This window comes from Psychrobacter sp. H29 (assembly GCF_059073055.1).
In genome coordinates, this window is record NZ_JCACRY010000001.1 from 2,590,837 (window position 1) to 2,605,538 (window position 14,702).

Sequence of the window (14,702 nt, forward strand, 5' to 3'; positions counted from 1 at the left end):
AAATATTTACACAGACTGTACATTCGCCCGATAATTTTGCGCAAAGCGTGGTTCCCAAAACTAAGATTTGTTATTATAGAGAAATGTGACATCTCGCCACTATTCTTACAATTAGAGAGTACTTTATGAAAAAAATCACTACTTTAAGCGTTAGCGCTCTTGCTAGTGCTATGTTGTTAATGACAGGTTGTAGCACTAATAACGGCAGTCAAGAAACAGCCGCTCAAAGCGTTTCTATCACAGAGCAAAGCTCAGCAAGTGAAAAAGTGGGCTATAGCTTAGGTTTCATGATGGCAGAAGGTAATAAAGAAGCAGTTAAAGATCTGAACCTAGATACTTTTGAAAAAGGCTTCCGTGATGGCTATGAAGGCAATGACTCAGCATTGACTCAAGAGCAGATGCAAGAAGTATTGATGACCTATCAAAAAGAACAAGAAGAGCAGTTCGTCAAAGACATGGAAAACAAAGCAACAGAAAACAAAACAGCAGGTACTGCATACCTAGCAGAAAATGCGAAGAAAGAAGGCGTCAAGCAAACTGATTCTGGCTTACAGTACAAAGTACTAAAAGAAGGTACTGGTAAATCACCAAAAGCAACTGACGTGGTGGAAGTAAACTACGAAGGTAAATTGATTGATGGTACCGTATTTGATAGCTCTTATGAGCGCGGTGAGCCAATTGAGTTCCCACTTAACCAAGTAATCGCTGGCTGGACAGAAGGTCTACAGTTGATGAAAGAGGGCGGCAAATACGAGTTCTATATCCCATCAGACATCGCCTATGGCGAAGCGGGTAATGCTGGTATCGAGCCTAACAGCACGCTTATCTTCACGGTTGAGCTATTAAGCGTTAAGTAGGTATTTAGCGCGTGAAATAAGTATCTAGCGAATAAAAAGCCTTCATAATGATTATGAAGGCTTTTTATTGCGCAAATATTTTAGTTTGATTGATATTACCCTTGTTAGAGCAAGTCAAATAAGAATAATATCAGCTTGGCTATCCTCTATAGGTTCTTTTGAAAGACTTTAGAGTTGCGACCATTATGGTACTGCTCTTGACGTGATTCTGGTAAGGCATCTGCTTCAACTTCAGCAAAGCCTTGCTCAACGAACCAATGCGCAGTACGAGTCGTCAAAACAAATAGCTTATGCAAGCCATGACTGCGCGCTTGCTGCTCCAAGAACGCCAGCAAGTCAGCACCGCGACTACCACTGCGATACTCAGGACGTACGGCCACACAAGCCACTTCTGCTGACTCAGCATCTAACGTATGTAGCGCGGCACAGCCCAAAATCATACCATCACGCTCGATGACACTATAATTATCAATTTCTTGTTCTAAGCGTTCACGTGAGCGGCTGACTAAGATGCCTTGCTCTTCTAGAGGAGATAGCAGCTCGATAAGACCAACCACATCATCGATATTGGCACGGCGAATCTCTTCGTAAGGATCATGGCTGATAAGCGTACCAGAACCATCACGAGTGAATAGCTCTTCTAGTAGTGCGCCATTTTTGGCGTAGGAGATGATATGTGTACGATGTACCCCTTGGCGACATGCTAGGCTTGCGCAGTTTAAGAAGTAATTGATTTCACAGTTTAGATCACGGTCGCGCAAGAAGCGATCCACTTCGTTAGGAATCATCTCATGTAATAAACGATCACCATCATTGATGCCAGCTTCCTCACCCAAGAAGATAAGCTTATCGGCTCCTAACGCTACTGCAGCACTAAGCGCAACGTCTTCAGCGAGCAAATTAAATACCTCACCCGTCGCCGAATAGCCCATAGAGCCTAGTATCACGGTGTGGTCATGTAATAAGTTGTTTTTGATGGCTTCCACATCGATAGAACGAACTTCGCCCGTCATTTGATAGTCAATGCCTTCACGGATGCCATAAGGGCGCGCAGTCACAAAGTTACCTGAGATGGCATCAATGCGCGAACCATACATAGGTGAATTGGCAAGCCCCATCGACAGCTGTGCTTCGATCTGTAAACGAATAGCGCCAACCGCCTGTAGAATAGCTGGCATCGCTGCACGCGGGGTGATACGGATATCTTGATGTAGCGGAGACTCAATATTGTCGTCTTTAAGATTCTTTTCGATTTGTGGTCGCGCCCCATGCACCAGTACCAGCTTGATGCCCAAACTATGGAGCAAAGCAAAGTCATGAATCAGTGTGCTGAAGTTAGGATGGTTGACCGCCTCACCGCCAAACATGATCACGAACGTTTTGCCGCGATGGGTGTTGATGTATGGGGCAGAGTTACGGAACCAATGGACGTATTCAGGATTAATCTGGGGCATGGAACTAGTAGTCATAATGGGAGCAGTAGTCGTTAGAATAAGAAAAAATGCGCAGCAAAAACATGCCTTACGCTAAAGATTTACCATAGCAAAAAACGCGGTTATGAGCTATCTTTTATTTCAGCTGTGTTCGGGTGTTTTATCGCAATATTATGATATACACAACCTCAACACGGGGTTAATGTACACACAAAAGCTTTTTGCTATGCTAAGCGCTATTGCTTTACGGTTAGCGAACGAAGATAATCATAAAAATAGTGATTTTATAAGAAGTAACTCTGTAAGAAGCAACTCTGTAAGAAGTGACTTTATAAAAAGAGTGGCTCTGAAAAAATAGCAACTGTGACGTGATCATGTACTTGATAGGAAAAAATAGTCAAAAAGCAAATAATGCTAACTTGCTTATCGGCTATGGTTTAAGTCATACCATCAGTTATATGTGCTGTAGTATTAGGGCTAGGTTGCTCAAGTAGTCATGAGCGATATAAGACAACTATTGAATAGATCTAAAAAGTTTACGTTTTGCCATCTGCGTTTTACCGAAATATCAACTAGGGATAATGAGAATTATGAAAAAAAGTAACCAATTTGCTAGCCCATTTAGTGCTTGGAGCGGTCATCGCTTATTTCACGTTGTTGCCGGTACGCTCATCGGTGCAATGGTAGTCACGCAAGCATCAGCAATGCTTCCGACACCAGAGCAAGCAGTTGATAGTTCAATGGCAATGCAGGCAAGTGCGAGCGGTAACTCAAGCGCCCAAGCGGTCAATAGCAAAATCACAGCATCGTTGGTAAGCGTCGATGCCAATGGTCAAGAGACTCTCGTTCCTGTTGATACTAATACTCGATTGCAATCAGGCAATGTTTTGGAGTATCAAGGATACTTCACCAATACCAATGCAGATCGTGTACGTAAGATGACGGTTACTATGAGTATTCCTGATCAAGTAGAGCTGCTTGGTACCGTGGCACCTGATTTCCCATATGGTAGTGTTGATGGCAACAACTTCGCTCGTATGCCACTACGTACAAAGGTAGATAATCAACTGCAAGATGTCGCGCTCAGATACTATAAAGCAGTTCGCTGGGATCTCGAAGGCGTTGGCCTGAATGATACGGTAGCAGTAAAATATCGCGCACGTGTTAAATAACACTAAATCAGCTACGGCTTGGAAAACGTTCCTTTGAGGCGTTTGCTAAGCGCTAATAAGTAACAATAGGCTCTAGTACAAAGCACCACGGCTTATAGCTATGGTGCTTTTTTATGTACTGGAATAAATGTTGGCCGAGATTTTTTGGTGGGTGTTTCTGAATAAGTATCTTTGGACAAGCATCTCTAGATAAGTGTCTTTTGGATAAGTAAGACTAAAGGGTTGCGTATTTGCTTTTGGACTTTTCTTGTATCAGTTGTTTGATAGCGCTGATATGCGGTGTAGTTGCTTGTGAGCCTGCTTCTATAAGATGGCGACGCTGCCTAGTATCTATTGAGCTAATATGCCCCACGTTTGGTTCAATGATGATATCAGCACGATCTCGCTCGCGGCGCATTGATGAGGTGCGTTGGTTCGTTGCGGGTGATACGATATTGGTTTCGAGAAATCCCCAAAAGTCACTTAATGAGCTGATGGTTAGAGAGTTATTAACCGTAGCGCCATTATCTTGAGCAGTGGTGACATCAACAGCAATAATAATATCCGCACCCAAGTCACGAGCGCTATCTACAGGGACTAAGCTGACCACCCCACCATCGACATATTTTTTACCGACTTTTTCGGGGATTCGCGGTGCGATAAAAATATTAGGCACGCTACAAGAGGCTTGAACAGCAAGACCTGCATTGCCTGTAGTGAAGACGGCCTTTTTTAGGGTATGCTTTTCTGCTGCAACTGCCGCAAAGCTAATAGGGAAATCCTCTATTGCTTTTGCGTTCACTTTATTATTAATAAAGTTTTTGAGCTTGATGCCTTCGATAAAGCCTTGGTTGGATATCGTAAAATCTGTAAGCTGGCTGCTCGATGTGGTCAGTGCCAACTGCTCAAGCTGTAGTGGTGTATAGCCACTCGCATATAAGCTGCCAATTAAGCTACCGACACTGGTGCCAACTACCATTGTCGGTTTAATGCCATTCTCTTCTAACGCCTTGATTACCCCCACATGAGCAAACCCTTTCGCACCGCCGCCGCCCAATACCAATGCGACACTAGGTGGCTCTATAGCTGGTGCTGACATTGCTGAATCGGCGGGCGCTATAGTGCTACAAGCACTGATAGTGAGTCCAAATACAGTCACTAAACCGGCGCGTATCAGGCCTAGAGGAGAGTGAAAATGACCATGCCAAACAGAAGCAAACATAAAAGCACCTTATAGCGTTGCCATGATGTAAAAAGAAGATAGAAGTTGTTCACTGGATAACAGTCAGACGTTCAGTCGTTTGCCATTGGATTGTTTTGCAGCAGTATTACCAAATAGCTGGGCATAAGCAATTGTATTGTCAGCTATAATGATACGAATTGGTATTTTTATATGTGCTATATATGGTAGCTATTTTATGACAACTGCCAATATGTACGGTATATTAAAAACACCCTTAGTATATAAAAATTAAAAATAATATCGTTAGGATTTTTGATGTCAGTATCAACGAATGCTTCTTTAGCCAGTGTAAAAGTCCACACAAGGCCTGACTTGCCGCCTTCAGCACTAGACATGCCAGTGACAGCGCTGGCAGGCGTTGGAACAAAAGTGGCAGAGCAACTAGCGCAACTGAATATCAAACGGATATTTGATTTGCTGCTCCACTTGCCGCGTGATTATGAAGATCGTAGTCGACTGGTATCAATCGGTGAGGTGGCGCATGGACAGTCGGCGTTGATCACTGGTCGGGTCGTCCATGTCGATACCAAACGCAGCGGTATGACCGTGACCGTGGACGATGATACGGGTACGATATCGTTACGGTTTTTTAAGGTCTATCGTGGTCTGGTACAGACTATGAATTTGGGAACACGCTTACAGCTGTTTGGGGAAGTCAAAGTCAGCCGTTACGGCAAACAAATACATCATCCTGAGTATCAGATCATCACTGACAATACTGTCACAACCGATACCGGTCTACAGCCTATCTATCCTAGCGTGAAAGGTCTGCATCAAAACAAACTACGCACCTTGATTAAACTGGCATTGCAGACAGTTCGTAGTCAGGGTTTGCCCATGACGTTATTCACAGCCAAAGACTTTGCAGTCGTTGCTGATTTACCACTCGTGCCGTTTGAGCCTGCCACACCAACTGTATCTGAGACAGAATACCCAGAAGATATTTTTTCGACGTTGGCGCGTAGCGTGCCTGATAATGTGACTAGCAATGCGATTGGCAATAGCGTCTATAAACCCAGTCCTTCTACCTATCAGGCAGATAACGACATACATAACGTCGCTGCCAGTACTGCTCAGCACAATGTCTATAATTTGACGATATTTGAAGCATTAGTGCTGCTACATACACCGCCGACTTATACAAATGCGAGCCAGCAGTACAAGTTATTGACTCAACTGACGGCACGCACTCATGCTGCCTGTCAGCGTCTAATTATTGAAGAGTTGACTGCGCATCAGCTCAGTCTACTGTATCGCCGCCAGCAACTGCATCAGCACAAAGCGCCTAAATGTACTACTCACAGCCAGCTTACCGATAAGTTGTTTGGCGCATTGCCGTTTGATTTAACGAGTGCCCAAAAAAGAGTAATGACAGATATCACCACAGATATGGCAACCTCAATTCCGATGCTGCGATTGGTACAGGGTGACGTGGGCGCTGGTAAGACATTGGTTGCAGCAGGAGCTGCCGGATATGCGTTAGATAGCGGCTGGCAAGTGGCCGTAATGGCGCCGACTGAGATCTTGGCAGAACAGCATTTGGTAAACTTCAAGCAATGGTTTGAGCCATTGGGAATCAGTGTTGGCTGGCTTGCCGGCAAGCAAACGGCCAAACAACGTCGCGAGGCATTGGAAGCGGTTGCGGAAAATACTGTACAAGTCATCGTTGGTACGCATGCTCTGTTCCAGGAGCAAGTACAGTTTGCCAAACTGGGTCTGGTCATCATTGATGAACAGCATCGTTTTGGTGTTGAGCAGCGAATGGCGTTGACCAATAAAGGCGTGGCCAACAGCACGCCGCACCAACTGATCATGACAGCAACACCAATTCCTCGGACGCTTGCAATGAGTGTCTATGGCGACATGGATACCTCCATCATTGATGAGTTGCCGCCAGGACGCACACCAATCACGACGGTGACCGTTGATCGGAACCGACGTGATGAGGTGATTGAGCGCATAGCTGTTAACTGTGAGGCAGGCAGGCAAGCCTACTGGGTGTGCTCGTTAGTCGAGGCATCAAGCGTGCTAGATGCACAAGCGGCTGAAGCCACCTATGAAGACTTAAATGAGCGCTTAGATATTCGCATTGGGCTGGTGCATGGCAAAATGAAATCTGCTGATAAGCAAGCCATCATGCAAGCGTTTAAGGAAGGTAGCTTGGACTTGCTGATTGCGACAACGGTAATCGAAGTAGGTGTCGATGTCCCTAATGCGTCGCTTATGGTGATCGAAAATGCCGAGCGCTTGGGTCTATCACAGCTGCATCAATTACGCGGGCGCGTTGGGCGCGGCTCTACTAAAAGCTACTGTGTACTGCTCTATCAAAAGCCGCTCTCGGAGACTGGCACAGAGCGGCTCAAGGTACTGCGTGATAGCACTGATGGTTTTGTCATTGCTCAAAAGGATTTAGAGCTGCGTGGACCGGGTGAGCTACTGGGTAAGCGCCAAACGGGTAACGTCGGATATTATTTGGCTGACTTAATACGTGATGAGCAATTATTTGCCATTGCTCAGCGTTTGGCTAAGCATTTGATAGCAGATCCAGCGCGTAAGCCAGATGTTAGCCAATTGATTCATCGCTGGATGCCAGAGGCCAGTCGTTATACCAACGCCTAGTCAATCAAGCCTAGCAATACCGTTTGCGATCTTCTTACCATCAATAAACAGCAAAAAAGAGGACAGCCAACGCTATCCTCTTCTATTTCTAAACCCAAGCTATTTCATAAAAGCGGCTTATTATAAACAACCCCAGTTCGGGATAAGGGCTCAAAAAAAAAATAAAAAAAGAAGTCCGAAGTTGCTAAAGTAAGTTTACCAAGACAAACTTCACAACAAGGACTTCTTACATGGACAACCTAACCGAACTATACTGCCATATTGACGACTTTTATCAGCAATTCAAACCTGAGTTTGACGCTCATTTAATCGCAACGGGACACCAAAGGTTAAGAGCATGCCAGATAAGTGTAGCAGAGATTATGACCATCTTGATACTGTTTCATCAATTACGTTATCGACAGTTTAAGGCGTTTTACTACCATCACATGCTTGGCATGATGAAACGGGAGTTTCCAAATCTGCCGAGCTACTCGCGATTTATAGAGCTTATACCGCGCAGTATCATACCACTGTGCAGCTACTTGCAAAGCATGATGGGCGACTGTACGGGTATCAGCTATATTGATTCAACCAAGATAGCAGTTTGTCATAACAAGCGTATCTACCGTCATAAAGTCTTTAAGGGACTTGCAACCCGAGGCAAAAGCAGCATGGGCTGGTTCTATGGCTTTAAGCTGCACGCCATTATCAATCATAAGGGCGAGCTTGTATCTGTTAAAGTCACTGCGGGTAATACGGATGACAGAGTGCCTGTTAAGGATATGGCAACGCCGTTATTTGGTAAGCTGTTTGGTGATAGAGGATACATCAGTAAAGCACTAAACGCGTGGCTCACAAAACACAGTGATACTAGGCTGATAACGAAACTTCGGCGTAATATGAAACCCCAATTACTTGAGCCTATGGATGAGGCACTACTCAATCATCGCTCTTTGGTTGAAACGGTGTTTGGGGAGCTTAAAAACTTGTGTCAGATTGAGCATTCACGCCATCGTAGTGTCACGGGGTTTATCACAAACTTGCTGTCAGGTTTAATTGCTTATTGCTGGTTTCCCTATAAACCCACCATCAAAAATATGCCTCAGCAGGGACAGGTAGCAACATTGTAAATAGTATCAATGAGTTATAATGTGGCTTATCCCGAACTGGGGTTATAAACATTAAGCCATTTCTCAGCAAAAAGCTATTTGGCTTTTTTCGCTTTTTTTAATGACTTCTTTAAATCTTTGAGGTCTTTCTGTTTTTGCTTAATTTTTACTTTGGTATCTTTAATCTCTTGCTTAATCTTTTTTACTTCTGCTTTATTAGCCATGATGGTTTCCTTTATTGATGACGTTATATCAATAATGACAAATTACCTCATAAGTACAAGTATAAACTGTAGGGCGTATGTATCGTGAGTTATTGCAAGTTGCTGTTTTCAGTGTGCCTTTTACATATGCGTGCATTCGCTGCGACATTATGCTCAGCTACTTATCTATCCAAAGGATAAAGGATTAAGCGTTATTGTCAAAGAGATGCCTTGAAGGCTGAATATTAGATATAGAAGAATAGATAAATAGGTTTGGACGTAATGTGGATATACAACGATAAATTATCGTGGTCGGTTTTTTACTCACATTATAATTTTGGCTGTTAATATCTTTATCAAGTTCAATGTCTTACTATATTCTGATAATCATCATCAATTGACTATGCAGATATTCTACACAATTGACCCTGTAAAGAGATAGTCTACAATGATAAAAGACTATTGTTGATAATACCGGTTTACATCATCTTGTTTCCCTTATACTTCTTGCGGCGTTAGTACCGTGCTTATTTATAGAGACCAACTATGAGTGATTTTAAACAGCCTGAGGATAAGCACGTACCAACTCGCGAGCAAGACACCAATATTGAGCCATCCGGACCCTCCAAACTACCACCGTATCGTCAATCTGATACCCTGTCTCAAAAGCCCACTTCCAAAATGCCGCTATGGCTGCTGCCTGCATTGGCAGCGGTGCTGGTCGTTGGTGTCCTCTTGGGCAAGTATTGGGGCAATAATGATACGGCAGCAACGGACGAGTCAGCAGCGTCCACTAGTGTGGCAGGCGATAATGTAGCTGATGGTAGTGCTAGTACGGAGCAGTCTGTGCTCTCAGTAGAAACTATCAGTCCAAGCCAAGAAGATATCGGCAGTACACTCAGTGCTGATGGCACCATTAATGCCAAAGACACTGCCAACGTCAGTGCAAAAGTAAATGGTGTCGCCATCGAACGTATACTGGTCGAGGAGGGTGACCGCGTAAGCGCAGGACAAGTCCTCGCAATGTTTGACACCGATGCGATGGAGCAACAAGTGCTGCAGGCTGAGGCAGATGTCGCAGAAGCAGAAGCAACACTCGCCAATGCCAGTGCAGATGCGGCACGTGTATTGCCTCTTATCGATATTGATGCCATTAGCAAACAAGAAGCTGATCGCTATCGTACCTCTGAAGTACGTGCAAGAGCCGCTTTGCAGGCGTCCAAAGCTCGTTTGAGCAATCAGCGTTTGACACGTGACAATGCAAAAGTGGTCGCGCCAGTGAGCGGTATCATCAGTGCCAAGATGGTAGAGGTTGGGCAGGTCGCAGGCGGCGAGCCTTTATTTACAATTATCAAAGGCGGTATTTTAGAATGGCAAGCTGATATCGACCCTAAACTCATTGGCGATATCAACGTTGGCACATCGGTACGAGTCGCTCTGCCTGGCGGTGATGCAGTGATGGGGCAGGTGAGCCGTATTGCCCCGACAGCAGACAGCAATCGCCAAATCACGATTTATGCAAGTTTGGCTCCCAATGCAAACATACGTGCTGGTATGTATCAGACAGGCCAGTTCCTGCTTGGAAGTACCAATACCCAAACGATTCCGAATAGCGCTATCGTGAGCAACGATGGCTACGATTATGTGATGCTAGTGATGGCTGAGACCACGTCTCGAGACGACAAGTCTATGGGCCGTATCAAGCAACAGCGTGTGACACTAGGCGAAAGACTGGGTGAAAATGTCGCCGTATTAGAGCCTTTGCCAAGTGATAGCCGAATTGTAAAACAAGGTGGTAGCTTTTTAAATGATGGTGACTTGGTGCGTATCGTAGATGGTGTGAGCCAAACGAGTACAGCAGTGCAGGCACAGTCATGAGTTTAAACGTCTCCGCTTACTCGATTAAAAACCCGCTAGTGGCTATCTTGCTGTTTGTGCTTCTAACATTGGGCGGTATTTACGGCTTCATGAAAATGAAGGTGCAGCAGTTCCCAGATATAGATCTACCCGCTGTGGTCGTGACGGTAACACTACCAGGCGCCGCGCCCTCACAGCTCGAAAACGACATCGCAAAGAAGATCGAAAATAAGCTGACCAGTATCGAGGGTGTGAGTCATATTCGTACCACGTTACAGACTGGTGCCGCGACGATGGCGACTGAGTTTACGTTAGAAAAAGACATTCAAGAAGCCGTCGATGATGTACGCTCGGCAGTCGGTGAAGTACGAGGAGATCTACCAGCCGCTGCCAATGATCCTATTATTACCAAAGTATCTACGGCAGGGTTTCCAGTCGTCACTTATTCTGTGGCTGCTCAAAACATGAGTGTGGAGGATCTATCGTGGTTCGTTGATGATACTGTCACCAAGCGGCTCTCTGATATACCTGGTGTCAGTACCGTCAGCCGTGTTGGGGGACTACAGCGTGAAATCACGGTTGCCGCTGATCCAATTGCGCTCAGTGGTCTAAAACTATCCATCTCGCAACTGTCACAGCAAATCGCTGGTATCCAGCAAGACAGCTCGGGCGGGGAAGCTGAAGTGGGTAATACCACTCAAACTATCCGTGTGCTGGGTGCTGTTGAGCGTGCAAATGAGCTCAATAATGTACAGGTTGCTGTGCCCACAGGCGGTACACAAGCGCTTGGACGTATGGCACAAATTACTGATGGCGCCGCTGATCCAAGCTCTATTGCGAAACTGGATGGGGAGACGGTGGTGGCGTTCAACATCACTCGCTCACGCGGTGCCAGCGAAGTCGATGTCATGAAGCTTGTCGATGACGAACTTGCCAAGCTGACCGCTGATGTGGGTAATATCAGCATCGAAAAGGTTTATGATCGCGCAACGCCAGTAGCTGAGGACTACGAGTCCTCTCTACGGATGTTAATCGAAGGTGGCATTTTAGCGGTCGTCGTGGTATTTCTGTTCTTACGCAATATTCGAGCGACGATTGTTGCTGCCGTTGCCCTACCTTTATCAGTAATACCGACCTTTTTGGGTATGTATCTGTTTGGCTTTAGCCTTAATATCATCTCGCTGCTGGCGTTGTCATTGGTCATCGGGGTGTTGGTTGATGATGCCATCGTTGAGGTCGAAAACATTATCCGGCATTTACGTATGGGCAAGACGCCTTATGAGGCGGCTATGGAAGCGGCAGATGAGATTGGTCTGGCGGTGGTTGCCACTACTTTTACTTTGATTGCGGTGTTTTTACCGACGGCATTTATGGGCGGTATTGTCGGACAGTTCTTTCGTCAGTTTGGTTGGACCGCTGCGTTATCGATCTTTGCATCACTCATGGTAGCGCGTCTGATCACCCCTATGATGGCAGCGTATATACTCAGACCAGAGAAAAAGCACGTCGAAAAACAAAGCGCGATCATGACGTATTATCTTAAGATTGTCTCTTGGACACTGCATCATCGCTGGCTCACTATGGCTGCTACGCTGGTACTGTTCGTGGCTTCACTAGGGTTAGTCAAACTGTTACCGACCTCGTTCATTCCGGATAATGACATCGACCAGACTCGGGTTGCCATTGAGCTGACACCTGATGTCTCATTGGCCGATACAGAACGCGTGGCGGCACTTGCTAGCACTCGTATCTTAGCAATGCCTGAAGTGACCAATATTTTCACCTCAGTGGGAGAGGCGCAAGCGTCAATGGGCGCATCAGATGGTGGCGGCGGCAAAGCTGAGAACATTGCAGGCTTAGATATTGTGCTGGCGCCGCGTGCAGAACGAGGCACCAAAAAAGAAATCGAACGAAAAATCAGCGAGTTGATGACAGATGTGCCAGGAGCACGCTTTACGGTAGGATTATCAAGTGGCGGGGAGAGTGGCTATAACTTTTCATTGACCAGCACCAATCCGCAACTGCTGGAGCAAACGGCCCAGCAAATCATGACCGAAATACGCGGGCTACCAAGTGCAGGCGCTGTGACCAGTGACCGTAGTCTACCGCGTCAAGAGCTGACGGTAACGCCTAATAGACTGGCAATGGCTGATAAAGGGGTCACAACTCAGGACATAGCGACCACATTGCGCGTGGCGACCGTTGGTGACTATGAGCAGCGCTTGTCAAAGCTCAATCTAGATACGCGTCAAATTCCTATCGTGGTGCGTCTGCCAGATGTGGCCAAGCAAAATGTGAGTCAGTTAGAAGGTCTATATGTACCGAGCACACTGCCTGCAGGACAAGGGGTACGCGTGGGCGAGGTCGCCGATCTAGACTTTGGCACAGGTCCTGCGCAGATCAGTAGGTTAGATCGCGAGCGTGCTATTAGTATCACCGTACAACCAGCGAGTGGTGAGCTTGGCGATTTGGTCCAAGCGGTCAAATCTGTGCCGACCATGCAGCAACTACCATCTGCAATTACTATCATTGATCAGGGTCAAGCTGAGAACATGGCCGATCTCTTTAGTGGGTTTATCATCGCCATGTCGGTAGGTGTGGTCTGTATTTTGGGTGTACTCATCTTACTGTTTGGTCGTTTGTTGCAGCCGTTTACTATCTTAATGGCATTGCCATTATCGATAGGCGGGGCGTTTGTTGGCTTGGTTATTACCAATAGTAGCTTGTCGATGCCGTCGATGATTGGTTTTATCATGCTCATGGGTATTGCGACCAAAAACTCAATTCTACTCGTCGACTATGCGCTGATTGCGCAGCGTCAAGGTTTGGCACGTTTTGAAGCTATCGTAGATGCATGCCGCAAACGCGCGCGCCCTATTATCATGACTACCATTGCAATGGGCGCTGGTATGTTGCCACTGGTGTTCGGTTGGGGTGATGCGGACCCGACATTTAGGCGACCAATGGCAGCAGCGGTATTGGGCGGTCTGGTCACCTCAACGTTACTTAGTCTAGTGGTCATTCCAGTCGTCTATACTCTGATGGATGATTTGTCAGGATGGTTTGCCAAATGGCTGGTGCCAAGCGGTAAAGATCAGGCAACCACGGACAGTAAGATATGATGTGATGTCTTTGGTCGATCATTTGCGTGACATACTACTAGCAATGATGTCGTATCAAAACAGACAAGCCCATACTTATTGATTAAGTATGGGCTTGTTGTCATTATATAAGAGCGCAATATACATAAGGGCCTGATTGCGAAGAATATAAATGACACGATTGCCCTATCATTTACGATCACAAAGGAATGTTATTATGAATCGAATGTCTCTTGCGGCAATCATGCTGCCCACTCGCAAGCTTCTACCAGCTGTATGTATAGGCATGTTAGGTCTCACTAGCAGCCATGCGGTGATTTATGATATTGACCCTACTCATACCAATGTACGTTTTGCTATTGACCACTTTAATACCTCGACCAACACAGGTGGGTTCTACAATCTAACTGGACAGCTAGACTACAACGCCGCAGCCAGAACTGGTGATATCTCGTTGGTTATTCCTCTGAACAGCTTAAATACAGGAGATAAAGGGTTTGATATTGCACTCAAAAGCGCAGATTTTTTTGATGTTAAGCAGTTTCCATTAGCGCAATTTGAGTCTACTAAATGGTACTTTTCAACCGATGATAATGGTTCAAACGTCAGTAAAATCGATGGGATGTTGACGCTACATGGCAAGACCAACCCCGTTACATTAACAGCGACTAAGTTCAATTGTTATCTGAACCCAATACTCAAAAAGCCAGTCTGTGGTGGTGATTTCACTACAATCATTGACCGAACAAAATGGGGTATTAGTAAATATACGCTATTAGGTATCACCAGCGAAGTGCGGCTGAATATTCAGATTGAAGCCGCAAAGCGTTAGTAGTAGCTGTGCTCAGACCTTTAAGTATGAGACTGTGTATGAGGTTGGTCCTAATTTGTTAAAGGTGATGGTGTAATAGCATCAGTCTTTGCTATAGTCCCCTCAATTGGAAGTCCGCTCAATTGGATTTATCAAAGAAGCTTTTATTTAGGATGCTGCTATCTAAAACGTCTCTATTCAAAATGCCTTCTATGTCGGGTCGATAAATATTTCAATGATGTTGATACCTCGATTATGCCTGACCTTAATAATGCATTCGATGTCCCAATAGCCAATAGAACTATAAATTAACAATCACAATGATTAAAAATCTAA

The 14,702-nt window shown here is 45.5% G+C and carries 10 protein-coding genes; 7 read left to right on the plus strand and 3 right to left on the minus strand.

The window, feature by feature from the left end:
• Positions 1-125 precede the first annotated feature (125 nt).
• Positions 126-857 carry a BamJ family beta-barrel-assembly machinery protein gene (gene bamJ, locus AC5JP1_RS10535; RefSeq protein ID WP_443526796.1) on the plus strand — a complete coding sequence of 244 codons (732 nt, stop codon included), beginning with the start codon at positions 126-128 and terminating at the stop codon, positions 855-857.
• 146 nt (positions 858-1,003) lie between these two features.
• Here bamJ and argA read toward each other — a convergent pair whose 3' ends face one another.
• Complete coding sequence (gene argA / locus AC5JP1_RS10540; RefSeq protein ID WP_319052100.1) at positions 1,004-2,326, minus strand: amino-acid N-acetyltransferase; 1,323 nt, start codon at positions 2,324-2,326, stop codon at positions 1,004-1,006.
• A 554-nt stretch (positions 2,327-2,880) separates the two neighbouring features.
• On the opposite strand from argA, the gene AC5JP1_RS10545 reads away from it, so the two are divergent.
• Entirely contained in the window at positions 2,881-3,462 is a 582-nt protein-coding gene (locus AC5JP1_RS10545; protein ID WP_319052099.1) for a hypothetical protein, read from the plus strand.
• Positions 3,463-3,676: 214 nt separating this feature from the next.
• On the opposite strand, the gene AC5JP1_RS10550 is transcribed toward AC5JP1_RS10545, so the two are convergent.
• Entirely contained in the window at positions 3,677-4,663 is a 987-nt protein-coding gene (locus AC5JP1_RS10550) for a patatin-like phospholipase family protein (RefSeq protein ID WP_493844081.1), read from the minus strand.
• Positions 4,664-4,939: 276 nt separating this feature from the next.
• Between AC5JP1_RS10550 and recG the strand changes: the two genes are divergently transcribed.
• Both recG and AC5JP1_RS10560 read left to right on the plus strand, forming a co-directional pair.
• A complete protein-coding gene (recG, locus tag AC5JP1_RS10555) occupies positions 4,940-7,303 on the plus strand; it encodes an ATP-dependent DNA helicase RecG (RefSeq protein WP_493844082.1) in 2,364 nt (787 codons plus the stop codon).
• A gap of 230 nt (positions 7,304-7,533) precedes the next feature.
• Positions 7,534-8,415, plus strand: coding sequence for an IS982 family transposase (locus tag AC5JP1_RS10560; RefSeq protein ID WP_057758743.1), 882 nt, complete (start codon positions 7,534-7,536; stop codon positions 8,413-8,415).
• A gap of 74 nt (positions 8,416-8,489) precedes the next feature.
• Here the strand turns inward: AC5JP1_RS10560 and AC5JP1_RS10565 are convergent, their stop codons facing one another.
• Positions 8,490-8,618: a hypothetical protein gene (locus tag AC5JP1_RS10565; RefSeq protein WP_493844083.1), complete on the minus strand. Its 129-nt coding sequence runs from the start codon at positions 8,616-8,618 to the stop codon at positions 8,490-8,492.
• A gap of 525 nt (positions 8,619-9,143) precedes the next feature.
• Between AC5JP1_RS10565 and AC5JP1_RS10570 the strand changes: the two genes are divergently transcribed.
• The 3 genes from AC5JP1_RS10570 to AC5JP1_RS10580 all read left to right on the plus strand — a co-directional run bounded on the left by AC5JP1_RS10570 (position 9,144) and on the right by AC5JP1_RS10580 (position 14,387).
• Positions 9,144-10,475, plus strand: coding sequence for an efflux RND transporter periplasmic adaptor subunit (locus tag AC5JP1_RS10570; protein ID WP_493844084.1), 1,332 nt, complete (start codon positions 9,144-9,146; stop codon positions 10,473-10,475).
• Positions 10,472-13,576 carry an efflux RND transporter permease subunit gene (locus AC5JP1_RS10575; protein ID WP_493844085.1) on the plus strand — a complete coding sequence of 1,035 codons (3,105 nt, stop codon included), beginning with the start codon at positions 10,472-10,474 and terminating at the stop codon, positions 13,574-13,576. Before AC5JP1_RS10570 ends, AC5JP1_RS10575 begins: the two co-directional genes overlap by 4 nt.
• A 196-nt stretch (positions 13,577-13,772) precedes the next feature.
• A complete protein-coding gene (locus AC5JP1_RS10580; protein ID WP_493844086.1) occupies positions 13,773-14,387 on the plus strand; it encodes a YceI family protein in 615 nt (204 codons plus the stop codon).
• Positions 14,388-14,702: the final 315 nt, after the last annotated feature.